The following is a 23,464-nucleotide window of genomic DNA, read 5'->3' as shown; positions in this document are numbered from 1 at the left end:
TATATCAAATTCTCCCTTAAATCACAGAGACTTTTTTAGATTGAAATTCATTTTGTTTTCAGAGAATTTCAAGAAATCATTCAAGAAATGTTGACAAAAGTAGAGTAAAAAGATAAAATAACACTACATTCAGAATTGTCTGAAAATTCATTTTTTATAATAAGGAGATTATTATGCTAGAACAAACTCAGACATCTACCTGGCAGTCTAAACTAAAAGCTCTAGGTCCTGGGATCCTCATGGCCTCTGCTGCTGTTGGTGGCTCTCACATTGTTTCCTCTGCTCAAGCAGGCGCCAAGTATGGCTGGGCTTTGATGGGACTGGTCATCTTGGCCAACCTCTTCAAATATCCCTTCTTTCGCTTCGGTGCTGAGTATACCTTAGAAACTGGTCACAGCTTAGTTGAAGGCTATGCCCAAAAAGGAAAAGTCTACTTAGGCATCTTCTTCGTTTTAAATGTATTCTCCGCCTTGGTCAATACAGCAGGGGTCGGGATTCTCTGTGCTGCCATTATCGCCAGCGCCTTTCCAAATGCCCTTGGACTCAGTATTACTCAATGGTCTCTGATCCTCATCATCCTGATCTGGGCAATGCTACTCTTTGGTGGCTACAAGTTCCTAGATGGCCTTGCCAAATGGATCATGTCTGCTCTAACCTTTGCAACCGTAATTGCGGTCATCGTTGCTATTATCAAGCATCCTGAGTACGGAGCAGACTTCGTTGAAAAGACACCTTGGCAGATGGCTGCCTTACCTTTCATCGTTTCTCTGATGGGCTGGATGCCAGCTCCAATCGAGATTTCGGCAATCAACTCCCTCTGGACTGCTGAGAAAGGAAAATCTGTCAACATCTCTGTCACGGACGGACTTTTTGACTTTAACGTTGGGTATATCGGTACGGCCATTCTGGCCATCTTCTTCGTCGCTATGGGAGCTCTCGTCCAGTATCCAACTGGTCAACCAGTTCAAGATGCTGGCGCTGCCTACATCCAGCAATTCGTTGGGATGTACGCATCTGTCCTTGGTGATTGGACACGGATTCTGATTACTTTCATTGCCTTTCTCTGTATCTTCGGTACCGTTATTACCGTTATTGATGGCTATTCTCGTGTAAACGCTGAATCCCTACGCCTCCTTCTCAATGAAGAGAAGACTTCTCAGAAAACTCTACATATCTGGATGACAGCTACAGCCATTATCGGTGGCATTATCATCTACTTCTTCCAAGGTAGTGTGGCCCTCATGCTTCGTTTTGCCATGATTGCTTCCTTCCTGACTACTCCATTTTTTGCCCTCCTAAACTATCTCCTCGTTACGAGCGAGAATAAACATCTGGGTAAATGGCTAAAAGGTCTTTCCATCCTTGGTTTGATCTTCCTCTTTGGCTTCGCTTTATTCTTTATCTACGCCATCCTCATCGGTAAAGCTTACTAGATCAAAAGAGCTGGAAATACTGAAGAATATCTTCAGGTTTCCGCTCTTTTCTTTTTCCCTTTCTGACAACTAGCCCCACTTATGCTATACTGTAAGAAGATAGAATATGGAGATCGATATGGGAATAATTTTTGATTACCTAGACCAAGTAGCTTACGACAGTATCTACGACACCCCCTTTAATGAACTGGATATGCTGATGCTGACAGAAATAACTTATCTGCCTTTTGACCAGATTGTATCTGATCAGATATCCCCTGATTGTACTTGCCGCTTGTTTGAAGCTGCTGAAAAGATGCCCCAAGATTTGTCCATGTTAGTGACTAAAAATCGGCTAAAACTTTTAGAGAAGGTAGCTAGCTCAACCCGCTTCAAAAATATTAAGCTCATGGGCTATGTCAATGATATTGATCCGGATGTTCAAAAGCAGTTTGCAGCTATGATTTTCAAAATAAAGCCCGATAGTTATGTCCTGACCTTCCGCGGAACCGATGATTCCATTATCGGCTGGAAAGAGGACTTCCACATGACTTATATGGATCAGGTACCAGCTCAAAAAACGGCAGTCAATTATCTGCGAAAAGCCATGGATGCTCTGCCTGGTCAGTTCATCCTGACGGGTCACTCAAAGGGCGGAAATCTAGCCTCCTACGCTGCTAGTCAGATCGAGCCAAAATATCAAGAGCGGATTCAGAGCATTTACAGCTATGATGCCCCTGGACTGAATCACTCGGTCATCACCAGTCAAGGCTACCAAACTATTTCAGACAAGATAAAGCGCTACATTCCACAGGGCTCTATCGTCGGAATGATGCTCGAAACACCTAAGCAGGCTCAGATTGTCAAAAGTACAGCTATCGGCGGTCTGGCCCAGCACGATACCTTCACTTGGCAGATCAGTGATCAGACTTTTGTCTTACTGGACAACCTCAATCCAGACAGCCTTCAAGTAGATAAAACTCTGAAAAACTGGGTAGATAGCGTTTCTGATGAGGAATTAAAAGACTTTTTCGACCTCTTTTTCGGCCTCATCCTGGATGCTGGTATCAGCTCCATCAATGACCTCACCAAGCTGGAAAATTTCAACAAAATCTTGGCTGTTTTTGAAAATGCCAATGCTCTCACAGATGAGGAGCGGGATATGCTGACGCGCCTCGCCAAACTACTGGTAGACATGCGCTACCAATCTTGGAAAGACGACATAAACCTGCTGACGCCTAGCAAACTTGTCCAAGAGGTCAAGGAAAATCTATCCGAATTCACTAAGAATCTTCCTTTCACAAGCAATGATCCCGCTCAAACAGATGAACCCAATGAGCAATAAGCTATAAATACAGCACTTGGCAACTCTCTAATCTAAAAGAAAATCAGGAATAGTATTCATACTGTTCCTGATTTTTATATATTAGAAATAATTATAAAATTATGAGATTGATTTATTCATTCACATTTTTAAATGTTACTTTAGCTTCTGGGTCAATACCAGTTACAATAGCTCTATAATATTGCTCAGCTGATTGTGTGATAAGATTTTTATATTGTTTAAGATATTCTTCTTGTTCTTTATTGCTGAGCTCCTTACTAACATATTCTCCAGTATCAATATTTTCTGTTGAACCGCTCAACAACTGTCCACTCGTATCATATAGTTTATATCGATCTTTGGGATTATCTGGAACCTTAACTCCTATGACTTGATATTTAGGTATCGTTAGCTCATATTCATGCTCAGCGATTTTCCTAACCTTGACTCCTTCTTTAATTTCAAATTTAGCCGTATAATTGAGAATGATAATTACTTTCTTAACAGAGAGTGGAATACTGATATTGGTACCAGGTATTTTTTTATCTTTCTCAATCGTTTCAACCTTTTGAATTCCAACATTTAAAAAGACACTTTCGTTAACTTGTTCCAAGTGAGTGATTCGAGTATAGACTTGGGTCTGTTCATTTGAAGCATTTTTCCCTTGGAAGTACCCAATAATATTATACGTTTTTGCAACAACAAAAAAGATAGCGAGAATGGCTACCACAATCCAAACGTAAATCTTAGCTCCCAAAACTTTTTTATGAAATCCTTAACTATTTTCATTATACTACTTCCTCCGAATCAAAAATGCTGCACCAAGACTAGCCAGAGCCAGAAAAGCGGCTAAATAAGGATTCAGCGGAAAAAGAAGGACAATTAAAAGCAACAACAAAACAAGTGATGCAATTTTTACTATTTTCATAATATAACTCCTAAAATCTTTTCATTAGGTATTATATATATATATATATATGAATTGTCAAGTGTTTTTAAAAAATTATTCACAAAAAATCCCAGCATCTTGCCGGGATTCATTACTTATTAGGTTGGTTTGTTAATCGACATTTCCTATTATAGAAATTGTTCTAAATAACATTATCCAATCAAACTTCCATTTGGTACTTTCTCATCCACGGTAAGGAGAGTCAGTTGGTCGCCGTGTTCAGCTGAAAGGATCATACCTTGGCTGATGCGCCCCATCATCTTACGTGGTTTAAGGTTAGCAACAATTTGGACTTTTTTACCGACCAGTTCTTGTTCATTTGGATAGTATTTGGCAATACCTGAGAGGATTTGGCGGTCTTCACCGTCTCCTGCATCCAAGCGGAACTGAAGCAGCTTGTCAGAGCCTTCAACTTTAGAAACTTCTTTGACCTCTGCGACACGGATTTCTACTTTATCAAAGTCGTCAAACTTGATCGCTTCACGGTTAAGTTTGAGCTCCACTTCTTCTGGCTTCCATTCTTTTTGAGCCGCTGGTTTGCCAGCTTCCATTTGCCCCTTGATATAGTCGACTTCTTCTTCCATATCGAGACGCGGGAAGATTGGTGTTCCTTTTTCTACAACTGTCAGACCTGCTGGGAGCTGGTCAATTGCTAGGTTTTCCAACGAAACTGCTTGAGGCAAGCCGAGTTGACTGAGGACAGCCTTGCTGGTCTCCATCATGAAAGGCTCAATCAAGTGCGCCACAACACGAAGACTCGCTGCCAAGTGACTCATAACTGCTGCCAGTTTTTTGACCTTAGCTTCATCCTTAGCCAGAACCCAAGGAGCTGTTTCGTCAATGTATTTATTGGTGCGGGAGATGAGCGTCCAGACTGCTTCCAGCGCGCGTGGGTAGTCCACTGCATCCATGTGTTTGTAGTAGTCAGCGATGGAGTCAGCTGCTACCTGAGCCAGAGCCCCATCAAAGTCCGTCACATTTTCTTCGTAGGCTGGCACCTGACCGTCAAAGTATTTGTTAATCATGGAAACAGTACGGTTGAGCAGGTTCCCCAGGTCATTGGCCAACTCATAGTTGATACGGCCAACATAATCTTCTGGCGTGAAAGTTCCATCAGATCCAACTGGAAGACTGCGCATGAGGTAATAGCGTAGAGCATCTAGACCATAGCGTTCTACCAACATTTCAGGATAGACCACATTTCCCTTAGACTTGGACATCTTGCCATCCTTCATGACAAACCAACCGTGAGCAATCAAGCGGTCAGGCAACTTGATATCCAGCATCATGAGCAGGATTGGCCAGTAGATAGAGTGGAAACGCAGAATGTCCTTAGCTACCATATGATAAACTGTTCCACTATTCCAAAATTTAACAAAGTTACCATGGTTATTTTGACCATAACCAAGGGCAGTCACATAGTTGAGCAGGGCATCAATCCAGACATAGACCACGTGTTTTGGATTAGAAGGTACCGGCACACCCCAAGTAAAGGTCGTCCGAGATACGGCCAAGTCTTCCAGACCCGGCTCAATGAAGTTTTTCAGCATTTCATTGAGGCGTCCATTCGGCGTGATAAAATCTGGATGCGATTTGAAAAATTCTACCAAGCGGTCTTGATACTTGCTGAGACGAAGGAAGTAAGACTCTTCTGATACCCACTCCACTTCATGTCCAGACGGTGCGATTCCGCCAGTCACTTTCCCATTTTCATCACGGAAGACTTCTGCCAACTGGCTTTCAGTGAAGAATTCCTCGTCAGATACAGAATACCAGCCTGAATATTCTCCCAAGTAAATATCATCTTGTGCTAAGAGTTTTTCAAAGACATCCGCTACAACCTTTTCATGGTAGTCATCAGTTGTTCGGATAAATTTGTCATAAGAAATATCCAGCTGTTTCCATAGTTCTTTAACCCCAACTGCCATACCATCGACATAGGCTTGCGGATTAATACCAGCCTCCTCAGCCTTAGCCTGAATCTTCTGTCCATGCTCGTCAAGACCAGTCAGATAGAAAACATCGTAGCCCATGAGACGCTTGTAGCGAGCCAAAACGTCGCAGGCAATAGTTGTAGTAGCATTACCGATATGGAGCTTGCCAGACGGGTAATAAATAGGTGTCGTAATATAAAACGGTTGTTTTGTAGTCATTTTTTAATCCTTTCAAGGCTAATGAAACCTTTTTTTGATAACACTTCATTATATCATATTTCACGGGGTTTGCGACAGGACAAATTCTTCTTCTGTAAGCATAAAAAAGACCTAGACAAGATTCTAGGTTTAATATGTCACAACGTTCAAACTGCCGCTTTCGTATTCTGCGATAAAGATATTAGAAATGTCAGGATAACCGCTTTTAGTCAGTCTCTCGACGAACTTTTTGACAATAATTTATGGGAAATCACGCTTTTCGAGGTACTTTTTACCCATAAATCTTTTGAATTATTACCATTCGACAAATCGTTCACAAGTAAATCTATGGAATCTGTGCTTTTCTAACTAATTTTTACAAATAAATTTTTGTATTTGATGCTCTTCGAGTGAATTTTTGCAAAGAATTTTTAGCAATAGACGTCTTCCGAGTGAATTTTTACACAGATTTTTAGTATAATGAAGAAAAGGAGGGCTAAAAATGAAAACACATCTTATTAGCCAAGCTATTCTAAAATACCTGTCTGGTCTTATGTTTTTGATTTTGCTCATTTTTATACCAGCAGGAAGTTTAGACTTTTGGAAGGGCTGGCTTCTCGTGGGATTGGTCTTTCTACCAATGCTCTTGATTGGAATCCTTCTGTTCCTTTATAAACCTGACCTCCTCAGAAAAAGACTGGAAATGAAAGAGAAAGAAAAGGAACAAAAGCAGATCATTTTTTTAAGTGCTTTACTTTTTCTTGCTACCTTTATCTTAGCTGGTTTAGACTATCGTTTCTCTTGGTTTCAAGTCCCCAGCCTAATCACATGGTGTGCAAGTTTCATTTTTCTAGCATCCTATCTCCTCTATGCTGAAGTTCTGAAAGAAAATAACCATTTATTTAGAATTATTGATGTTCAAGACCAGCAAAACGTCATTTCAACTGGGCTTTACGGAATCGTCAGACATCCTATGTATCTAGCAACCCTTGGCCTGTTTCTGAGCATTCCGCTCATTTTAGGTTCACTTTTAGCTTTCCTTGTCATGCTTCTTTATCTTCCTATTATCAACCAGCGCATAAAAGGAGAAGAGGCTTTCTTAGAAAAGAATCTAGAAGGCTATCAAGAATACAAAAATCAAGTCCCTACAAAAATCATTCCCTTCCTATGGTAACAAAGAAAATGACAAACCCAAAACTCGCCTGCTTAGGCTTTTTTTGGTAAAATAGAAAAAAATAAGTCTAGAAAAGGTACCCTTATGAAACTCATCTCTTGGAATATTGACTCCCTCAACGCTGCCCTGACCAGTGATTCTGCCCGCGCTCAGCTCTCTCAGGCTGTTCTTCAGACGCTTCAGGCAGAAAAGGCAGATATTATCGCCATTCAGGAAACAAAGTTATCTGCTAAAGGTCCTACTAAAAAGCACTTAAAAATCTTGACAAACCTCTTCCCAGATTACGAAAGCACTTGGCGTTCGTCCCAAGAGCCGGCCCGCAAGGGCTATGCAGGAACCATGTTCCTTTACAAAAATGAACTGACACCAATCGTGACCTTCCCAGAAATCGGTGCTCCGTCGACTATGGATGTCGAAGGTCGCATTATTACACTGGAGTTTGACAGCTTCTTCGTCACTCAGGTCTATACGCCTAATGCTGGCGATGGCCTCAAACGCTTGGATGACCGTCAAGTCTGGGATGCCAAATACGCTGACTACTTGGCAACACTAGATGAACAAAAACCAGTACTCGCTACTGGCGACTACAATGTGGCCCACAAGGAAATCGACTTGGCCAATCCAGCCAGCAACCGCCGTTCACCAGGCTTTACCGACGAAGAGCGCGCTGGCTTCACCAACCTGCTAGCCAAAGGCTTTACCGACACCTTCCGTCACTTGCACGGCGATATCCCTAATCAATACACTTGGTGGGCGCAGCGCAGCAAGACTTCTAAAATCAACAACACAGGCTGGAGAATCGACTACTGGCTGACCAGCAACCGTGTAGCTGACAAGGTAACCAAATCTTATATGATTGACTCCGGTGCGCGCCAAGACCACACACCGATTGTCATGGAGATTGAACTTTAAGGAGAAAACTGATGGACTATCAGGCTGTCATTCCCGAATTTATAGTATCCGACATCGAAAAGTCGCGCCACTTCTACTGCAACTTGCTTGGATTCTCTGTCGAATACGAGCGTCCAGAGGAAAAGTTTCTCTTCCTCTCACTTGAAGACTGCCAACTTATGCTAGAAGAAGGTAGCGCTGATGAGTTAGCTCAGCTGACCTATCCTTTCGGGCTCGGTGTCAATATTTCCTTTGGCATTGAGGATGTCCCACAGCTCTACCAAACACTTCTGGAAGCTGACTATCCCATCCATCGTCCGCTAACGAAAAGAGAATTTCGCGTAGGGAATAGCTTTATCTATCCTCATGAATTTGCGATTTTGGACCCAGATGGTTATTTTTTAAGATTTAGTGAATAAGAAAAAGGAGGCTGCTGCCCCCTTTTTCAGTAGGTAAATATAAATTGACAGACCTGTAAATCCAGTGACAAAAACCTTTGCTAAAGCCCATAAAATCAGCATGTCAAAGAACTTTGATAGCCACTTTCAGTAAAATTGAGTAGAATGAAATCAGAAAGCGAGGAAATCTTATGCAAGTCGGAAAACAAATCCAGCACTATCGTAAAGAGAAAAATTTATCTCAAGATGATTTAGCTGAAATAATCTTTGTCAGCCGTCAATCCATTTCCAACTGGGAGCGCGGCGCGACCTACCCTGATATTCAAAATCTGCTCTTACTGAGCAAGGTCTTTGAAGTGTCGTTGGACAAACTAGTAAAAGGAGATTTGGAAACCATGAAACAAATTATTCACGACCAAGAATTTATGCGCTATCAAAAAGATGGAGTGGTCTTTAGCTTGCTGCTAATTGGCAGTCCTATCATCAGCATTTCCCTAATTTTTTATTTGGATTGGTACGGCATCGCTATTAGTTGCTTGATTTTTGCTATCGCGATGTTCTACACCCTACGCATTGAGAAATTCAAGAAAAAGCATAATCTTCGTACCTATCGCCAGATTGTCGCCTATGACCAAGGACGCAGCCTGAGCGAGATTGAAGAAGCCGAAGAAAGAGGTAAAGCTCCCTACCAAAGAATCATCCTTCCTATTCTATTCGGACTTGGAATCGGTGCAATAGCTCTGCTGATTTCCTGGTTCTACCTTTCCTTCTTCCCTATCAAATAAAAGCGAAGTCATCAGACCTCGCTTTTTAACTCTCTTTAAAGTTATAGAGTTGCGGATAGTGATCACACTCGGGATTTTTAGGATGGCAGATGGCCCGTCCAAAGTAAATCATGGCCTGATGAGCCGGCAGCCAGCGCTCGGGCGGAAGCACCTCCATGACTCGCTTTTCGACATCCAACGGCGTTGCAGATTTTTTGACAATATCATGGTGCTTACAGATGCGCTCCACATGGGTATCGACAGCAAAGGCTGGTATGCCAAAGCCAACACTCATGACCACATTAGCCGTCTTGCGACCGACACCTGCCAGACTTTCCAACTCAGCTCGCGTTTGCGGCACTCGGCCATCAAAATCATCCAAAAGCTGCTGGGCACATTTCTTCAAAAACTTGGCCTTGTTGCGATAGAGCCCTAGGTGGGAGATATGTTTTGCAATGTCTGCTTCACCCGCCACAGCCATATCCTGCGGGGTCGGATAAGCCTCAAACAGAGCTGGCGTCGCCTTATTGACCGCAGCATCCGTCGTCTGAGCCGACAACATGACTGCTACTAAGAGTTCAAAATGATTACGAAAATCTAGACTGGGCTTAGCATCAGGGAAAAGAGCAATAATTTCCTCAATCACATGGCGAGCCCGTTTTTTTGATAAAACCATACTATTACTTTCTAAGATTAGGATACTAACAGTATATCATGAAAGCTGATGCGACCCAAGCCAGACAACTCAAAAAACCGAGTCGCCTCGGTTTTCTTTATAATCCCAATTCCGCATATTGCTTGCGGTAGCCAATTTGCAAGATCTGGTTGTCTCGAACCAAGAGTGGTCGCTTAATCAGCATGCCGTCTGTAGACAAAAGTGCTGCTGCCTCTTCCGCAGAAAACTGAGGAACCTTGTCCTTGAGCCCCAGTTCTCGGTACTTGATACCACTGGTGTTAAAGAAAGACTTAATCTCCAAATCAGAATTGGTCATCCACTGCAAAAGCTCCTCCTGGCTGGGCGTTTCCTTGACAATATCCACCGCTTCAAAGTCCAGTCCCAACTGAGTCAGCTCAGCCTTGGCCTTACGGCAAGTAGAACATTTAGGATATTCGATAAATTGCAACATAAATTTTTCCTCCTCTTTCTGCTTCTTCTAGCTTAGAGGACTTTTGCGCTTCTGTCAAGCTGGACACCTTCATGCTCCAAAAGCCAAATTTTCTTATCAAGACCACCCGCATAACCTGTCAACTGCCCCTGACTCCCCAAAACTCGGTGGCAGGGGACTAGGATAGACAAGGGATTACGACCCACAGCCCCGCCCACAGCTTGGGCAGATTTGACCTTCAGCTCCCGAGCAAGCTGGCCATAAGTCACCGTTTGTCCATAGGGGATGGTCTGGAGATAGGCCCATACTCGCTGCTGAAAGTCCGTCCCTTGGGCAGACAAGGGAAGGGCAGCTGGATCGGGCTGCTGACCGGAAAAATAGGCATCCAAAAAGTTACTGGCCAAGTCCAAAAAAGGATGGTTCCCTAGAATAGGAACTTCTGACAAACCTCGCTCAAAATAATTCTGTCCTAAAAACCAAGCGCCGACAAGTCCAGACTCATCGGCAACTAAGGAAAGATCCCCTAAGGGACTTTTGTAAATTTTTTTATAATAGATCATTTCTTAATCAAGCGCACGCGCACGATATTGTCGCTATTCTCAAACTTGTCAACCAACTCCTGAATCTTGCTTTCGTCCGACTCATCCAGATCCAGCAGAGTATAGGCATAATCGCCTTTAGAACGGTTGATGATATTATCAATATTGATATTCAAATCACTGACTGCTGTTGAAATCCGAGCCACAATATTCGGTACATTTTTATTAATCAAAGTAATTCGGTAAGGAGCTGAGAGCGCCTGACGGACATTAGGGAAATTCACTGAGTTGATAATCTCGCCCGTTTTCATGAAGCGACGAATAGTCTTGCCAGCCATGATGGCACAGTTGAGCTCGGCTTCTTCGGTCGAACCGCCCAGATGCGGAAAGACAGTAATCTGAGGATGGTTGAGCAATTCCTCCACGCCGAAGTCTGTGATATAGCGCTTGACTACACCAGCTTCTAAGGCATCAAAGAGGGCTGCATTGTCCACCAACTCCCCCCGTGCGAAGTTGATAATTGTGGTGCCTTTTTGCATGACTTCAAAAGCCGCTTGATTAAAGGTCGCACGAGTATCCTCAGTCAAGGGCACATGAATGGTGATGTAGTCGCTCTTTTCAAAGATTTCTTTAATATCTGCTACCCGTTTGACATGGCTAGAGATATTCCAAGCCGTTTCAATGGATACATAAGGATCATAACCTAGGACATTCATTCCCAGACGGTAGGCATCATTGGCAATACGCCCACCAATAGCTCCCAGACCAATGACACCCAAGGTTTTATTGGCAATTTCGGTACCTGCAAACTGCTTTTTGCCAGCCTCCACTTGCTTAGGAACATCGTCTCCGGAGAGACCATTGACCCAGCTGTTTGCTGCAATATAATCACGAGCAGACAAAAGGACGGAAGCCAAGACAGCTTCTTTCACCGCGTTAGCATTGGCTCCAGGCGTGTTGAAGACTACGATTCCCTGAGCTGTTGCTTGGTCAACAGGAATATTATTGGTTCCTGCACCTGCCCGCGCAATAGCTTTTAGATTACTTGGAAAATCCTGTCCATGCAGGTTTTGACTGCGCAGGATATAAGCATCCGGATTGTCAGACTTGTCTCCGTCAATCTGAAAAGCGTTGCCCAGCTCTTTGAGCCCGATTTGATTGATATTGTTAAAAGTTTTGACACTAAAGACCATAGTTTCCCTCTCTTAAGAATTTTCTTCTTCAAATTTCTGCATAAAGGCGATCAAATCCTTGACACCTTGGAGCGGAAAGGCATTGTAAAGACTGGCTCTCATGCCGCCCACGCTGCGGTGCCCCTTGATATTCTTGAAGCCTGCCGCAGCAGCCTCCTTGTTAAACTTGGCATCCAGCTCTGGACTTGGAGATACGAAAGGAATATTGGCTACTGAGCGTTGCTCCTTGTAACGGACTGGACTGCGATAAAAGTCTGACTGCTCAATGAAGTCGTATAGCAGACCTGATTTTTCGCGATTGCGCTTTTCCATTTCTGCTACGCCACCCAGCTCCTTGACCCATTCAAAGACCAGCTTGGCAATATAGATGGCAAAAGTCGGCGGTGTATTGTAGAGAGAACCATTGTCCGCCTGAATGCGGTAGTCCAGCATACTAGACAGAACGGGCTCATCATTGAGCAGATCTTCACGAATGATGACCACCGTTACACCAGCAGGTCCGATATTCTTCTGAGCACCAGCATAAATCAACCCGAAATCCTCTACTCGGTACTGAGCAGCTAGGATATTAGAAGACATGTCCGCCACAATCGGCACGCCATTGGTCGCCGGCAGGTCGTAGATAGCCGTTCCTTCGATAGTATTATTGGTTGTCAGATGCACGTAAGCCGCTTTAGGATCGATGGCCGCTGGATCAAAAACTGGAATTTCCGCATAAATCGAATCCTCAGATGAAGCCAAGAGAATGGGCTCAAAAGGCAGGGTCTTAGCCAGCTTGACAGCCTCTGTGTAGGCCTTCTTGCCCCAAGAACCAGCCACTAAGTAGTAAGCCTTCCCCCCCTTGGCGAGATTGAGCGGAATCATAGAAAACTGAGTAGAGGCCCCTCCCTGCAGGAAGAGTACGCGGTAATTATCCGGAATAGCCATGAGCTCACGCAGCAAGCTCTCCGCTTCTTTGATAATGTCGTCAAACTCCTTGGATCGGTGGGATAGCTCCATCACACTCATGCCACTTTGGGCATAGTCTAAAAACTCAGCCTGAGCTTTTTTCAAGACTTCCTTGGGCAATACTGCTGGTCCAGCAGAGAAATTGTAAATGGTCATATCCTACCTCCAAAAATCTATTTTGTTTATCATATCACAATATTCAGAAAATTTCTATAACTCTTCCAAAAAAATTCCTACTTGAGGAGAATTTCCGAACAAAAGGAGGATTTTTAGCAAAAAAACTAGCCGGATAGGACTAGTTTCTGTCTTCTTCATGATAAAGGGCATAGAGCTGACTCTTATTGCGCCCGTATTTTTTGGCCACTTCCTTGATAGCCTGATTTTTCTTGCTGCCAGATTGGACTAAGCTATCAATTTCAGCCAAGAGGTCTGCATCCGCTTTATCTTCCTTCTCCAGACTAGCACCGGCCACAATCAGGAGGCACTCACCCTTGAGGGGATTTTCCGCCAGATAATCTATCAACTCAGAAATTGTCCCCCTCTGATATTCTTCATATATTTTGGTTAGCTCCCGAACCAAGACCACCGGGCGGTCGCCATAGACTTCCAGCATATTTTCCAGCGTAGCCTTGACCCTGTGGGGAGATTCGTAAAAGATTTGTGTCTCTGGATAAGATTTTTTACTCTGGAAAAACTCCTTCTGCTGCCCAGCCTTGCGAGGCAGAAAACCATAAAAAATATGAGGCTGGGGCGCTAAACCACTGGCAATCAGAGCTGAAATCCCTGCACTTGGCCCAGGAACCGTTACCACAGCAATGTCCTCAGCAATAGCCGCCTTAACCAAATCATGACCCGGATCCGAAATGCTTGGCAAGCCAGCATCCGACACCTGAGCCAAATTTTGTCCTGACTTGAGCCAGTCCAGCAAGACCGGTATCTTTTCCTGAGCATTGTGCTCATGAAAGCTGATCTGTCGAGTCTCAATCCCAAAATGTTTGAGCAGAAGACCGGTATTTCTGGTATCTTCGGCCGCAATGACATCCACTTCTTTGAGAGTATTGACCATGCGAACGCTCATGTCATCCATATTCCCAATGGGAGTCGCTACCAAGTACAGCTTACCATAAAGCGACTGTCCCTTAAAACTCTTTTGAATCTGCATTTCTACTCCCTGAATAACAACTCGTCGCAGAACATGCACTCCGCGTCATTTTCTCGGCGCTGACCATAAAAATCTGTACATACATGAAAACCATCGTAATAAAGTTTGCGGAGATTGTCCCGATTTTTATTGCTCTTGACTGGTGTCGCTTGCTCTACTTCACCGAGACGATCTCTCAACTTGTCATTTTCTAGTTGAAGGGCGATATTTTCTTCTACAACACTCTTGAGATTCTTCTTAATTGCCTCCACTTCAGCAAGAGTCAACAAAAGCGTCTGAGAAAAATCATCCAAAGCATCAAATAATTCTTTTTTATTCATTGTCTGCTCCTATCCTGCTTAAGCACCATCTTTTAAAACCATGTATTCCAGAGCGTTTTGGAAGGATACATTAGCCCGCCACATCTTTTTGGCTTGCAGTAAGTCTTCCAGTTTGCTGCGACCTGACTCGCTTCCAATTTCCTTGGCAAGCAAAACTTCCAATATTTTCAATATCTGCTCCTGCTTGTCCTTGTCCTCAGCCAATTTAGCCAGCTTAGCCACCTGTAGGTAAGCCAGATTCTCATTGGTCAGCACAGCCTTGACAAAGCGCTGACTCTCACTGACTAAATCAAAGAAAAGCTTATTAGAGATAAGCTGCTCGGCTTCTTCCTGAGTCTGGCTATAAGCAGCCAAGAGTTCAGCCTGACTTTTGATTAAGCCAGCCTCTTCCAGCTGGTGCTGGAGGGCAGCCTGATTCTTCCGAAAGTGAAAAATCTGAGTTCGACTCTTGATGGTAGGCAGGATCAGATGCTCATCCGCTGTCAGGAGAAAAATGTAAATCTCACTCTGGGGTTCTTCAATCACTTTGAGAAGGGAATTGGCGGCATTAAGGTGCATTTTATCCGCATCGCAGATGATAAAGACCTGCCTGTTCCCTTCCACTCCACTCTGGGAAAAATTTCTCACCAGCTCACGAATTCGCTCCGTTTTGATGATGCCACTCACCGGTCTTACAACCGTCACATCCGAAAAATCCTCAGCTTCAATCAGCCGACAGGAGCGACAGCTACCACAAGGCCAGACCCCCTGCCTATTCTCACAAAAGAGGCTCTGGGACAGGGTCAGGGCCATCGCAAAGCTGGAAAAATTCCCCGAAAACAAATAGGCATGGTTGAGTCGTCCAGTTTCCAAAATATGCTGAAAAATCTCTGTAAGCTTGGGCTGGGCCTGACGTAAATCTTCTACTGTCATTTCTCCTCTGCAAAACGTTCTCTGATAGCCTCCAGACTATCAGCCACCACCTGATCCAGTGGCTGACTGGCATCTATCTTAATGACACGTTCTGGTTCCTTTTCTAAAATAGTAAGATAGCCTTGACGCACGCGCTCATGCAGATCCAGACCTTCTAGGTCCAAACGATTGACTTCGCGATCCTTATTTCTAGCAATGCGTGCTAGACCCTCCTTGACATCAATATCGAAATAAAGTGTCAAATCCGGCTTGAGTCCATCTGTAGCAAAACGATTGAGCCATTCCACCTCGTCAACTGCCAAGCCCCGTCCATAGCCCTGATAGGCTACCGAGCTGTCAATAAAACGATCCTGCAGGACCCACGTTCCTTGCTCCAAAGCAGGCAGAACCTTCTCCGCCAGATGCTGGCGCCGGCTGGCAATATAAAGCAACAACTCCGTTTTCGCATCCATGGCCGTATGCCCCCTATCCAAGATCACCTCGCGAATCTTTTCAGAAATGGCCACACCACCAGGCTCTCTGGTCGTCACTATCTGACACCCCATCTTTTTCAGCTGAGGAATCAATGCCTCTAAGACACTGGTCTTCCCAGCACCTTCCGGACCTTCCAGCGATATAAAAATACCTTTTTTCATCGTTTCCCTTTTACATATCTTCTGCTAACTAACGGCAGAATCTTTTATTTTAATCTACCTTTTATTGTACCAAAAATTATCTCAAAAGCCCATAGAAGAATTTTTCGAAAAATATTTCATATTATTTTCATAAAATGAAAACTTTTGATAAAATAGAATCAGAAAATTCTTAGGAGAATATGATGTTTAAATTTAAAAATATACTGGCCATCATTCTGGGGGCTGGAGTTTTTTCTTTTGCGATTCATTATTTGGTCATTCCTTTTCATTTATATGAGGGCGGCGCAACGGGTCTGACCTTGATTACCTACTATCTGTTTAAAATACCTGTCTCGACCACCAATCTGATTATCAATATTCCGCTCTTTATTATTGCCTGGAAGCTACTAGGTTCTCGAACTCTCTATCTCAGCATTCTAGGTACTTTTTCTGTGTCCGCTTGGCTCAAGATTTTTGAAATCCTACCAGCCTCCAAGCATCTACAAGAGTACTTCTTTTCAGCTCTGGATGGCGATGTCTTGCTGGCCTGCTTGGGAACAGGGATTGTGATGGGAATTGGGCTGGGCACTATCTTCAATGCAGGTGGAACCACTGGTGGCACCGATATTGTAGCCCGCATCTTCAATAAATATACCAGCATTTCCATGGGCCGACTCATGCTGACGGTTGACTTTGTGGTGATTTCCTTGGTTCTTCTGGTCTTCAAAGATCTGCGCATGGTGTCTTATACCCTGATGTTTGTCTTCATCACCTCCCGCGTCATTGACCTGATTGCAGAAGGCGGCTTTGCGGGTAAAGGCTTCCTCATCGTTACCAGCAAGCCAACCGAGCTAGCCGAAGCTATCAATGAAAAGCTGAATCGCGGGGTAACTTATCTGAAGGGACAAGGTTTTTATAGCCAGCAGGATCTACAAATCGTTTACTGTGTCGTCTCTCGTAATGAAATGCAGCAGATGAAGAAAATCATCAATAGCGTAGATCCATTTGCCTTCACGACCATCAGTGAAGCCCATGAAATATTAGGAGAAGGCTTTACCCTAGATGCTAACAAGCAACCTATCGTACGATAACGAAAAAACCTCTATATTGAGGTTTTTTCTTTTGTCCTTACAAAACTTTAGCACTAGTGCGAGTAATTTCTGCCACTTCAATTCCGTGCTCTTCAAACTTAGCTTTTAAAGCAGTCATATCAACGTTTCCATCAATCTGTACTTCAATCACAATTTTCCCATCTTTTCTTGGGATATTGACTGTATTAGAAATATTCAGATTTTCTTCGACAATCAATGTGACGATTTTAGCCAGCACACCGACCTTGTCTTCTGTGACAAAACGCATGCGGACACCCTCTTCTCCGTAGCCAGAAACCTCAAGGAAGGCCTTGAAAATATCACGATCTGTAATAACCCCGTAGACTTGTTCATTGTCAACAACCGGTAAAATCCCAATTTTATTTTTCAGCATCAAATAGGTCGCATCTTCCAGACTGGCATATTTGGAAACAGTAACTACATCGTGAATCATCACATCTTTTACCTTAGTTTTATTTAGAAGATAATTCATTTCATAGATGGATAAGCTTGTCGCCTTCGATGGACTTGCTTCTGCAATCGTTCCTTCTGTCACAAGACCTACCAGCTTGTCATTTTCAATAACGGGCAGACGGTGCAGTTTTTGGTCGCGCATAATATCCGCTGCATGCGCAATCGTTGTGTCTGGACTAATGTATACGACCTTGCGTGTCATAAAATCTTTTACTGCCATGAGAAGCCTCCTCAGCATTTTCTTATCTTATTTTGATTTTATTATACTGTATTTTCTCAATGATTTCAAACGCTTTCAATATCCTTACTTAAATTTTCAAAATTTAGAAAAATCATTCAAGAAATTAGTTGAAGATAAACACAAGTTCCTATCAAAAAAAGACAGTTCTTTTCATGGTGCGAACTGCCTTTTTCTTACTTAAAACTCTATGTCAGCTTCCAAGCCAAAGTGATCACTAACGACTGGTCCACGCTGGCCATCAAAGACAACAGCTGATTTCTCAATGTTAAAATCTTTACTTGTAAAAATATAATCAATTTTTAGAGCATCTTTGTTTCCTGCCCAGCCAGCAATATCACCTTCAACTGTTGCTTTACCAACGACTGTGTTAGCAACTGCATGACTATCTTGCAAAGCAAGCGGACTTTTTAGAATGTGCTGATAGCCTTCATAACCGACAGGATTGTTAAAATCTCCCATGAGAACCAGCGGAGTCTGAACCTGCAAAAGCTCTGATTCAAACTTAGCCCATTCTCCTTGGAAGCCTTTATCCCACCAAGATAAGTGACAGGAAGCAACCGTGATGAACTGTCCTTCAAGCTCCGTTTCTGCCAGCAAGACTTTGCGCGTATGATAGTCAGTTGGATCATTGACATCAGACACCAAGAGCTCTCTTGCCGTTAAGGGCTTTCTTGACAGAATTGCGACCCCTTCATTGTAAATATCAAACCCAATATGATTATAAGCCCAAGACCAGAAATAGTCCAGACCTGCCTCAGCTAGTTTCTCAACCAGACGCAGGGCATAGTGGTCCTGGTGAATCGGAATGGCGCCATCTACCGCATAATAGAAGGGAGCCTGAACAACCTGTTCAGACTCCACTAATTGATTGACTTCCTGCAGGCAAATGACATCATATTTTTCTTGGAGAATCCGCTCAGCTAGCTGATTTAGCTTGCTTTCTTGCTCTTCTTCCATCCAACTATGAGTATTTAAAGTCAGGAATTTTGCCATGATTTCTCTTTTCTATCTTACAATTCTACTTTAGCCACAACTGTCTTAGCAGCGACTTTGCCGAATTTTTCAACTGTTACTGATTTGATTGCTGGAGCATTTGTGAAGACAACAACAGTTGTTGTTTCACGACCTGCTTCTTTAATAGCTGCCAAATCTGCTGTTACCAAAAGATCACCTGCAGCAACTGTTTGTCCTTCTGCTACATGTACTTCAAATGGTTTACCTTCAAGGCTAACAGTGTCAAGACCGATATGAACAAGCACTTCGAGACCAGCTTCAGTCAAGAGACCAAGAGCATGTTTTGTAGGGAAGACGCTTGTCACTTTACCAGCTACTGGAGAGTAGATTTTGCCATTTGCTGGTTCAACCGCAAATCCGTCACCCATCATTTTTTGTGAGAAGACTGGATCTTTCACATCTTCCAACTTAATGACTTCACCATCAGCAACGGTTTCGATTGCTTCTGTCACACCTTTGTAGCTAACTGTTGCAGCTGCAGACTCAGCTTTTTGGCTTGGCAAAGTTTCAGGAATCACTTCTCCTGAATCCAACAAGTCTTGAATATCAGATTTAAGAACGTCAGCTTTTGGTCCGTAGATTGCTTGAACGCCTTGACCTTTCATAACCAAGCCCATAGCGCCTTCAGCTTTCCACTGTTCTTCTGTTCCGACTTTTTCTGCATCTTTGACAGTCACACGCAGACGAGTCATACATGCGTCTACATCAACGATATTAGCACGACCACCCAGCAAGTTAATGATATTCACTACTTGAGAAGATGCTGCTACTTTTTCACCGCCTTGAGCTGAAGAACCAGCGTCTGAACCTTCAGCTGTTTCATAGTTACCATTACGTCCTGGAGTTGCGTAGTTGAACTTCTTGATCATGAAGTTAGCGATGAAGTACATAATTACAGCAAAGAGGACACTTACCCAAATAAAGTTAATAATATCCATACCCAAGCCAGCGTTGATCGCCATTGGAGTACGAGTCAAGAATTCGATAGAACCGAATGAGTGTACACGAAGGTTTACAATGTCAGCCATAGCAAAGGCAGCACCTTGTACAAATGAGTAAATCAAGTAAAGTGGAGTTGCCACGAACATGAACATGTACTCGATTGGCTCAGTAACACCTGTCAAGAAGGTTGCCAAAGCAGTAGCAATCATCATCCCTTTGTATTGGTGTTTCTTATCAGCATCAACATTGCGGTAAATAGCTGCTACTACCCCCATAAGGATACCAAATGAACCAATCATCTGTCCAACTTTGAAGCGAGCTGGGTGAACAGTATCAAGTAAGTGCTGATAAGTAGACGGATTAGCTGTTTTTGTACCAACCAAGTCATTTACCCAAGCCAACCAAAGTGGATCTTGTCCAAATACTTGAGTTCCTTTAGCAGCACCAGTCAATACTTCATAAGTTCCCCCAAGCTGTGTGTAGTTCATTGGGATCGTCAACATGTGGTGCAAACCAAATGGAAGCAAGAGACGTTCCAAAGTACCGTACAAGAACGGTGCCAAGATTGGAGCTGTGTCTTGTGAATTCGCAATCCAAATACCAAAGTTGTTGATACCTGTTTGAACAACTGGCCATACAAATGACAAAACAATTGCTACGATTGCTGAGCGCAAAATAACAACGAACGGTACAAAACGCTTACCATTGAAGAATGACAAAGCATCTGGCAATTTACGGAAGTTGTAGTATTTGTTGTAAGCTGTTGCTCCAACAAAACCAGCGATGATTCCGACGAAAACCCCCATGTTCAAAGCAGGAGACTCAAGGACACTGATAAAGTAGTCAGAAACCTTAATGCTTCCTCCCAACAAAGTGCTAACCATTGCTTCTGGATCTTTCAGCATATCACCTGATACACCAAACATAACCCCAGTGATACGGTTAATCAAAATGAAGGATAGACCTGCCGCAAAGGCACCACCAGCACGATCTTTCGCCCAGCTACCTCCAATAGCAAGAGCAAAGAGGATATGCAGGTTACCGATAACCCCCCAACCAATTTGTTCTAAAACGCCACCAGTAGTCACTAGAAAACCTAGTTCAGGATTGATCATCGGAATTGACTTACCAATACTGATCATCAAACCTGCTGCGGGCATAACCGCAACAACCACCATCAAAGCTTTACCGAATTTTTGCCAAAATTCAAAGCTAAAAATGCTTTTGAATGAATCTTTCATCATCCAGACCTCCTTATATTTTTCACAAACCATTCCTTCGTGAAATCGTTTGCATTCAACAATACTATTATATCATTTTTTTAAATTTTGTAAAGGCTTTTATAAAAAATATTTGTCAATTTTTTGCAAAAAATTTAGATTTTAGAAGAAAAAGCAGATAAAAGCTAGCTATTCTTAGAGAAAACGATTGCATTGAAGTTCGGTGATTATCTCTGAATTTATTATATTGAATTTTTCCTTCCATAGCGAAAACTTCCTTATAAACACAAACAACACTCCCAAAAATCAGACACTAAAAATCTAGATTTGGGAGTGCAGTTTAATTACTATTAAAAATAAGCATCTTCAGTTATTCCTGCATGGCATAGCCTACACCTCGAACGGTTTTTATGTAGCTGGCTTGCTCAGGAATATCAATTTTGCTGCGCAGATAACGAATATAGACATCAACGACATTTGTTTCAGTAGCACCTTCATACTTCCAGACACGTTCCAAAAGTTGCTCTCGGCTCATGACCTTTTGGTTGCTCATCAGCGTCACTAGTAGATCATATTCCCGTCGTGTTAAGGCAATCACTTCCTCTCCACGATAGACGATATGATTTTTCAAATCAACTCGTAGATTGCGGTAAGCAGTCGGTGTTTTCAGCTTGCTACAATGCTGGTCAATAAAGTCCCGACCTCGAAAAATCCCTGATACCCTTTCAACCAAATCATTGATAATAAAGGGTTTTATGGTATAGGACACAGCAAAGCGCTGAATCTCATCTGCATGCTCTTTGATTTCTTCACGACTGGCAAGGACAATGATAACAGAAGCTGGCTTGATTAAGCTCAGCTGTTCGGCAAAATCACTGGCAGTCATATCCTGAAGAGCATAGTTGAGCAAGAGCAGATCATAATCTGCTTCTCTAACTAAAGCTAGGCCTTCTTTACCCGTTTCAGCCATGTCTACAAGAAAACTTTCCTTTTGCAGTTCCAAAGTCACAAATCGTGCAAGATTCTTTTCATTTTCTACCAATAAAATTCGCTTTGCCATAGGCCTGTCCTATTTTTCATCATACCAAGAATAGTGGTAAGTTCCTTCTTTGTCTTTGCGGTTATATGTATGAGCACCAAAGTAGTCGCGCTGAGCCTGAATCAGGTTAGCAGGCAGATTTTCTGCTCGGTAACTGTCAAAGTAAGCGATAGCGCTAGAGAAGGTTGGTACCGGTACGCCTGCTTGTACTGCTAAGCTAACCACATCACGGACAGCTTGTTGATATTTAGCTGTAATGTCCATGAAGTATTCGTCCAAGAGCAAGTTAGCCAAGTCTGCATCGCGCTTGTAAGCATCTGTAATCTTTTGCAGGAAACGAGCACGGATGATACAACCAGCACGCCAGATAGAAGCAATTTCACCAAACGGCAGATCCCAGTTGTTTTCTTTAGATGCTACACGCAATTGGGCAAACCCTTGGGCATAAGACATGATTTTTGAGAAGTACAGAGCCTGACGGATTTTCTCAATCAACTCAGCCTTGTCACCATCGTAGCTAAAGGCTGCAGGTTTTGGCAATACCTTGCTAGCGGCCACGCGCTCATCTTTGTAGGTAGAGATATAGCGGGCAAAAACAGATTCTGTAATCAATGGCAGTGGCACACCCAAATCCAAAGAAGACTGACTGGTCCATTTACCAGTTCCTTTGTTTCCTGCAGCATCAAGGATGTAGTCAACGATTGGGCCGTCTTGGCCTTCATCGTCCTTGCGTGTCAAGATATCTGCTGTAATCTCAATCAGGTAGCTATCTAGCTCGCCTTGGTTCCAGTCAGTGAAAATATCCGCCATTTCAGCTGCAGATAGCCCCAACAAGTGCTGCATGAGGTCATAACTTTCTGCGATAAGCTGCATATCTCCGTATTCAATCCCGTTATGGACCATTTTCACATAGTGACCTGCACCGTCAGGACCGATATAGGTCACACATGGTGCACCGTCTTCAGGTGCCTTAGCTGAGATTTCTTCTAGAACATCTGCGACTAATTCATAAGCTTCTTTCTGACCGCCCGGCATGATAGATGGACCTTCTAAGGCTCCTTTTTCACCACCAGAAACGCCTGTACCAATGAAATTGATGCCAGAGTTGGCCAACTCTTCATTCCGGCGAATCGTGTCTTTGTAGAAAGTGTTCCCACCGTCAATCAGGATATCGCCCTTGTCCAAGTGAGGCAACAAAGCCTGAATCGTCGCATCTGTACCAGGCCCTGCTTGAACCATCAGCATGATACGGCGTGGTTTTTCGATAGATTGAACGAAAGACTCCACATCATAGCTAGGGACGAAATTCTTCTCAGGATGACAAGCGATTACATCTTCCGTTTTATTTGCTGAACGGTTATAAATCGCAACAGTATAGCCGCGGGATTCGATATTGAGAGCGAGGTTACGCCCCATCACAGCCATACCAACAACACCAAAGTTTGCTTTAGTCATTTTCTACTCCTCTTGACTTAGTTGTTTAATTTGTTATATTTTAACATTTTTACAAGGTAATGAAAAGTATTTAGCTGATAGAAATGTTTTTCTGGGGAAGGATACGCAAACAGCCAGAAGTTCCAACTTCCAGCTGTTTGCTTTATTTTA

At 43.2% G+C, this 23,464-nt stretch carries 23 protein-coding genes and 2 pseudogenes; 7 read left to right on the top strand and 18 right to left on the bottom strand.

Annotated elements, in window-relative coordinates; genetic code table 11:
- Nucleotides 1–173 precede the first annotated feature (173 nt).
- Both AC5FEC_RS05650 and AC5FEC_RS05645 read left to right on the top strand, forming a co-directional pair.
- Nucleotides 174–1,433: an NRAMP family divalent metal transporter gene (locus AC5FEC_RS05650; RefSeq protein WP_149517909.1), complete on the top strand. Its 1,260-nt coding sequence runs from the start codon at nt 174–176 to the stop codon at nt 1,431–1,433.
- Nucleotides 1,434–1,551: 118 nt separating this feature from the next.
- A complete protein-coding gene (locus tag AC5FEC_RS05645; RefSeq protein WP_493661574.1) occupies nt 1,552–2,757 on the top strand; it encodes a DUF2974 domain-containing protein in 1,206 nt (401 codons plus the stop codon).
- Between the two features lie 112 nt (nt 2,758–2,869).
- Here the strand turns inward: AC5FEC_RS05645 and AC5FEC_RS05640 are convergent.
- The 4 genes and pseudogenes from AC5FEC_RS05640 to AC5FEC_RS05625 all read right to left on the bottom strand — a co-directional run.
- A pseudogene (locus AC5FEC_RS05640) lies at nt 2,870–3,525 on the bottom strand (DUF4230 domain-containing protein).
- 4 nt (nt 3,526–3,529) lie between these two features.
- On the bottom strand, nt 3,530–3,664 hold the full coding sequence (locus AC5FEC_RS05635) for a hypothetical protein (RefSeq protein ID WP_262366323.1): 135 nt from the start codon (nt 3,662–3,664) through the stop codon (nt 3,530–3,532).
- Nucleotides 3,665–3,837: 173 nt separating this feature from the next.
- The gene (metG, locus tag AC5FEC_RS05630) at nt 3,838–5,838 is read right to left on the bottom strand and encodes a methionine--tRNA ligase (RefSeq protein ID WP_493661573.1); all 2,001 of its coding nucleotides are present in this window, start codon (nt 5,836–5,838) and stop codon (nt 3,838–3,840) included.
- A gap of 129 nt (nt 5,839–5,967) precedes the next feature.
- Nucleotides 5,968–6,060: pseudogene (locus tag AC5FEC_RS05625) on the bottom strand (DUF421 domain-containing protein); the annotation flags it as partial.
- Between the two features lie 259 nt (nt 6,061–6,319).
- Here AC5FEC_RS05625 and AC5FEC_RS05620 point away from each other — a divergent pair.
- The 4 genes from AC5FEC_RS05620 (at nt 6,320) to AC5FEC_RS05605 (ending at nt 9,065) form a co-directional block, all read left to right on the top strand.
- Nucleotides 6,320–6,991: a methyltransferase family protein gene (locus AC5FEC_RS05620; RefSeq protein WP_493661572.1), complete on the top strand. Its 672-nt coding sequence runs from the start codon at nt 6,320–6,322 to the stop codon at nt 6,989–6,991.
- Nucleotides 6,992–7,075: 84 nt separating this feature from the next.
- Entirely contained in the window at nt 7,076–7,903 is an 828-nt protein-coding gene (locus AC5FEC_RS05615; RefSeq protein ID WP_493661571.1) for an exodeoxyribonuclease III, read from the top strand.
- A gap of 11 nt (nt 7,904–7,914) precedes the next feature.
- Nucleotides 7,915–8,301 carry a bleomycin resistance protein gene (locus AC5FEC_RS05610; protein WP_493661570.1) on the top strand — a complete coding sequence of 129 codons (387 nt, stop codon included), beginning with the start codon at nt 7,915–7,917 and terminating at the stop codon, nt 8,299–8,301.
- A gap of 170 nt (nt 8,302–8,471) precedes the next feature.
- On the top strand, nt 8,472–9,065 hold the full coding sequence (locus AC5FEC_RS05605) for a helix-turn-helix domain-containing protein (protein ID WP_493661569.1): 594 nt from the start codon (nt 8,472–8,474) through the stop codon (nt 9,063–9,065).
- A gap of 25 nt (nt 9,066–9,090) precedes the next feature.
- On the opposite strand, the gene nth is transcribed toward AC5FEC_RS05605, so the two are convergent.
- The 9 genes from nth to tmk form a co-directional block, all read right to left on the bottom strand.
- Nucleotides 9,091–9,720 carry an endonuclease III gene (gene nth, locus AC5FEC_RS05600; RefSeq protein WP_493661568.1) on the bottom strand — a complete coding sequence of 210 codons (630 nt, stop codon included), beginning with the start codon at nt 9,718–9,720 and terminating at the stop codon, nt 9,091–9,093.
- A 97-nt stretch (nt 9,721–9,817) separates the two neighbouring features.
- Nucleotides 9,818–10,171, bottom strand: a complete 354-nt coding sequence (locus tag AC5FEC_RS05595) for an arsenate reductase family protein (protein ID WP_493661567.1) — start codon at nt 10,169–10,171, stop codon at nt 9,818–9,820.
- A 32-nt stretch (nt 10,172–10,203) separates the two neighbouring features.
- Nucleotides 10,204–10,710, bottom strand: coding sequence for a methylated-DNA--[protein]-cysteine S-methyltransferase (locus AC5FEC_RS05590; protein ID WP_493661566.1), 507 nt, complete (start codon nt 10,708–10,710; stop codon nt 10,204–10,206).
- Complete coding sequence (locus AC5FEC_RS05585; RefSeq protein WP_493661565.1) at nt 10,707–11,882, bottom strand: 3-phosphoglycerate dehydrogenase family protein; 1,176 nt, start codon at nt 11,880–11,882, stop codon at nt 10,707–10,709. Before AC5FEC_RS05585 ends, AC5FEC_RS05590 begins: the two co-directional genes overlap by 4 nt.
- A gap of 12 nt (nt 11,883–11,894) precedes the next feature.
- Entirely contained in the window at nt 11,895–12,986 is a 1,092-nt protein-coding gene (serC, locus tag AC5FEC_RS05580) for a 3-phosphoserine/phosphohydroxythreonine transaminase (RefSeq protein WP_493661564.1), read from the bottom strand.
- 139 nt (nt 12,987–13,125) lie between these two features.
- Nucleotides 13,126–13,992, bottom strand: coding sequence for a 16S rRNA (cytidine(1402)-2'-O)-methyltransferase (rsmI, locus tag AC5FEC_RS05575; RefSeq protein WP_493661563.1), 867 nt, complete (start codon nt 13,990–13,992; stop codon nt 13,126–13,128).
- 2 nt (nt 13,993–13,994) lie between these two features.
- Nucleotides 13,995–14,312: a DNA replication initiation control protein YabA gene (gene yabA / locus AC5FEC_RS05570; protein ID WP_037615318.1), complete on the bottom strand. Its 318-nt coding sequence runs from the start codon at nt 14,310–14,312 to the stop codon at nt 13,995–13,997.
- 18 nt (nt 14,313–14,330) lie between these two features.
- The gene (locus AC5FEC_RS05565; protein WP_234549879.1) at nt 14,331–15,224 is read right to left on the bottom strand and encodes a DNA polymerase III subunit delta'; all 894 of its coding nucleotides are present in this window, start codon (nt 15,222–15,224) and stop codon (nt 14,331–14,333) included.
- The gene (tmk, locus tag AC5FEC_RS05560; RefSeq protein ID WP_304948910.1) at nt 15,221–15,859 is read right to left on the bottom strand and encodes a dTMP kinase; all 639 of its coding nucleotides are present in this window, start codon (nt 15,857–15,859) and stop codon (nt 15,221–15,223) included. The genes AC5FEC_RS05565 and tmk overlap by 4 nt, the downstream gene beginning before the upstream one ends.
- 182 nt (nt 15,860–16,041) lie before the next feature.
- Here tmk and AC5FEC_RS05555 point away from each other — a divergent pair, with 182 nt between their 5' ends.
- On the top strand, nt 16,042–16,929 hold the full coding sequence (locus AC5FEC_RS05555) for a YitT family protein (protein ID WP_493661562.1): 888 nt from the start codon (nt 16,042–16,044) through the stop codon (nt 16,927–16,929).
- Between the two features lie 37 nt (nt 16,930–16,966).
- Here the strand turns inward: AC5FEC_RS05555 and AC5FEC_RS05550 are convergent, their stop codons facing one another.
- From AC5FEC_RS05550 to gnd, 5 genes are all read right to left on the bottom strand, one after another.
- Nucleotides 16,967–17,623 carry a CBS domain-containing protein gene (locus AC5FEC_RS05550; protein WP_217472244.1) on the bottom strand — a complete coding sequence of 219 codons (657 nt, stop codon included), beginning with the start codon at nt 17,621–17,623 and terminating at the stop codon, nt 16,967–16,969.
- Between the two features lie 198 nt (nt 17,624–17,821).
- Nucleotides 17,822–18,637, bottom strand: a complete 816-nt coding sequence (locus tag AC5FEC_RS05545; protein ID WP_493661561.1) for an endonuclease/exonuclease/phosphatase family protein — start codon at nt 18,635–18,637, stop codon at nt 17,822–17,824.
- A 17-nt stretch (nt 18,638–18,654) separates the two neighbouring features.
- Nucleotides 18,655–20,844 (bottom strand): PTS transporter subunit IIBC, encoded by a 2,190-nt coding sequence (locus AC5FEC_RS05540; RefSeq protein WP_493661560.1) that lies wholly within the window; start codon nt 20,842–20,844, stop codon nt 18,655–18,657.
- A 346-nt stretch (nt 20,845–21,190) separates the two neighbouring features.
- Nucleotides 21,191–21,880 (bottom strand): response regulator transcription factor, encoded by a 690-nt coding sequence (locus tag AC5FEC_RS05535; RefSeq protein WP_493661559.1) that lies wholly within the window; start codon nt 21,878–21,880, stop codon nt 21,191–21,193.
- Nucleotides 21,881–21,889: 9 nt separating this feature from the next.
- Complete coding sequence (gnd, locus tag AC5FEC_RS05530) at nt 21,890–23,314, bottom strand: NADP-dependent phosphogluconate dehydrogenase (protein WP_148881666.1); 1,425 nt, start codon at nt 23,312–23,314, stop codon at nt 21,890–21,892.
- Nucleotides 23,315–23,464: the final 150 nt, after the last annotated feature.

Source organism: Streptococcus sp. STC1396 (assembly GCF_058933875.1).
This window is presented reverse-complemented; position numbering and strand designations above follow the sequence as displayed.

What these genes read in the sequence shown, in the direction of transcription:
- AC5FEC_RS05650 (WP_149517909.1), top strand. Translation starts at nt 174, where the DNA reads ATGCTAGAACAAACTCAGACATCTACCTGGCAGTCTAAACTAAAAGCT.
- AC5FEC_RS05645 (WP_493661574.1), top strand. Translation starts at nt 1,552, where the DNA reads ATGGGAATAATTTTTGATTACCTAGACCAAGTAGCTTACGACAGTATC.
- AC5FEC_RS05635 (WP_262366323.1), bottom strand. Translation starts at nt 3,664, where the DNA reads ATGAAAATAGTAAAAATTGCATCACTTGTTTTGTTGTTGCTTTTAATT.
- metG (WP_493661573.1), bottom strand. Translation starts at nt 5,838, where the DNA reads ATGACTACAAAACAACCGTTTTATATTACGACACCTATTTATTACCCG.
- AC5FEC_RS05620 (WP_493661572.1), top strand. Translation starts at nt 6,320, where the DNA reads ATGAAAACACATCTTATTAGCCAAGCTATTCTAAAATACCTGTCTGGT.
- AC5FEC_RS05615 (WP_493661571.1), top strand. Translation starts at nt 7,076, where the DNA reads ATGAAACTCATCTCTTGGAATATTGACTCCCTCAACGCTGCCCTGACC.
- AC5FEC_RS05610 (WP_493661570.1), top strand. Translation starts at nt 7,915, where the DNA reads ATGGACTATCAGGCTGTCATTCCCGAATTTATAGTATCCGACATCGAA.
- AC5FEC_RS05605 (WP_493661569.1), top strand. Translation starts at nt 8,472, where the DNA reads ATGCAAGTCGGAAAACAAATCCAGCACTATCGTAAAGAGAAAAATTTA.
- nth (WP_493661568.1), bottom strand. Translation starts at nt 9,720, where the DNA reads ATGGTTTTATCAAAAAAACGGGCTCGCCATGTGATTGAGGAAATTATT.
- AC5FEC_RS05595 (WP_493661567.1), bottom strand. Translation starts at nt 10,171, where the DNA reads ATGTTGCAATTTATCGAATATCCTAAATGTTCTACTTGCCGTAAGGCC.
- AC5FEC_RS05590 (WP_493661566.1), bottom strand. Translation starts at nt 10,710, where the DNA reads ATGATCTATTATAAAAAAATTTACAAAAGTCCCTTAGGGGATCTTTCC.
- AC5FEC_RS05585 (WP_493661565.1), bottom strand. Translation starts at nt 11,882, where the DNA reads ATGGTCTTTAGTGTCAAAACTTTTAACAATATCAATCAAATCGGGCTC.
- serC (WP_493661564.1), bottom strand. Translation starts at nt 12,986, where the DNA reads ATGACCATTTACAATTTCTCTGCTGGACCAGCAGTATTGCCCAAGGAA.
- rsmI (WP_493661563.1), bottom strand. Translation starts at nt 13,992, where the DNA reads ATGCAGATTCAAAAGAGTTTTAAGGGACAGTCGCTTTATGGTAAGCTG.
- yabA (WP_037615318.1), bottom strand. Translation starts at nt 14,312, where the DNA reads ATGAATAAAAAAGAATTATTTGATGCTTTGGATGATTTTTCTCAGACG.
- AC5FEC_RS05565 (WP_234549879.1), bottom strand. Translation starts at nt 15,224, where the DNA reads ATGACAGTAGAAGATTTACGTCAGGCCCAGCCCAAGCTTACAGAGATT.
- tmk (WP_304948910.1), bottom strand. Translation starts at nt 15,859, where the DNA reads ATGAAAAAAGGTATTTTTATATCGCTGGAAGGTCCGGAAGGTGCTGGG.
- AC5FEC_RS05555 (WP_493661562.1), top strand. Translation starts at nt 16,042, where the DNA reads ATGTTTAAATTTAAAAATATACTGGCCATCATTCTGGGGGCTGGAGTT.
- AC5FEC_RS05550 (WP_217472244.1), bottom strand. Translation starts at nt 17,623, where the DNA reads ATGGCAGTAAAAGATTTTATGACACGCAAGGTCGTATACATTAGTCCA.
- AC5FEC_RS05545 (WP_493661561.1), bottom strand. Translation starts at nt 18,637, where the DNA reads ATGGCAAAATTCCTGACTTTAAATACTCATAGTTGGATGGAAGAAGAG.
- AC5FEC_RS05540 (WP_493661560.1), bottom strand. Translation starts at nt 20,844, where the DNA reads ATGATGAAAGATTCATTCAAAAGCATTTTTAGCTTTGAATTTTGGCAA.
- AC5FEC_RS05535 (WP_493661559.1), bottom strand. Translation starts at nt 21,880, where the DNA reads ATGGCAAAGCGAATTTTATTGGTAGAAAATGAAAAGAATCTTGCACGA.
- gnd (WP_148881666.1), bottom strand. Translation starts at nt 23,314, where the DNA reads ATGACTAAAGCAAACTTTGGTGTTGTTGGTATGGCTGTGATGGGGCGT.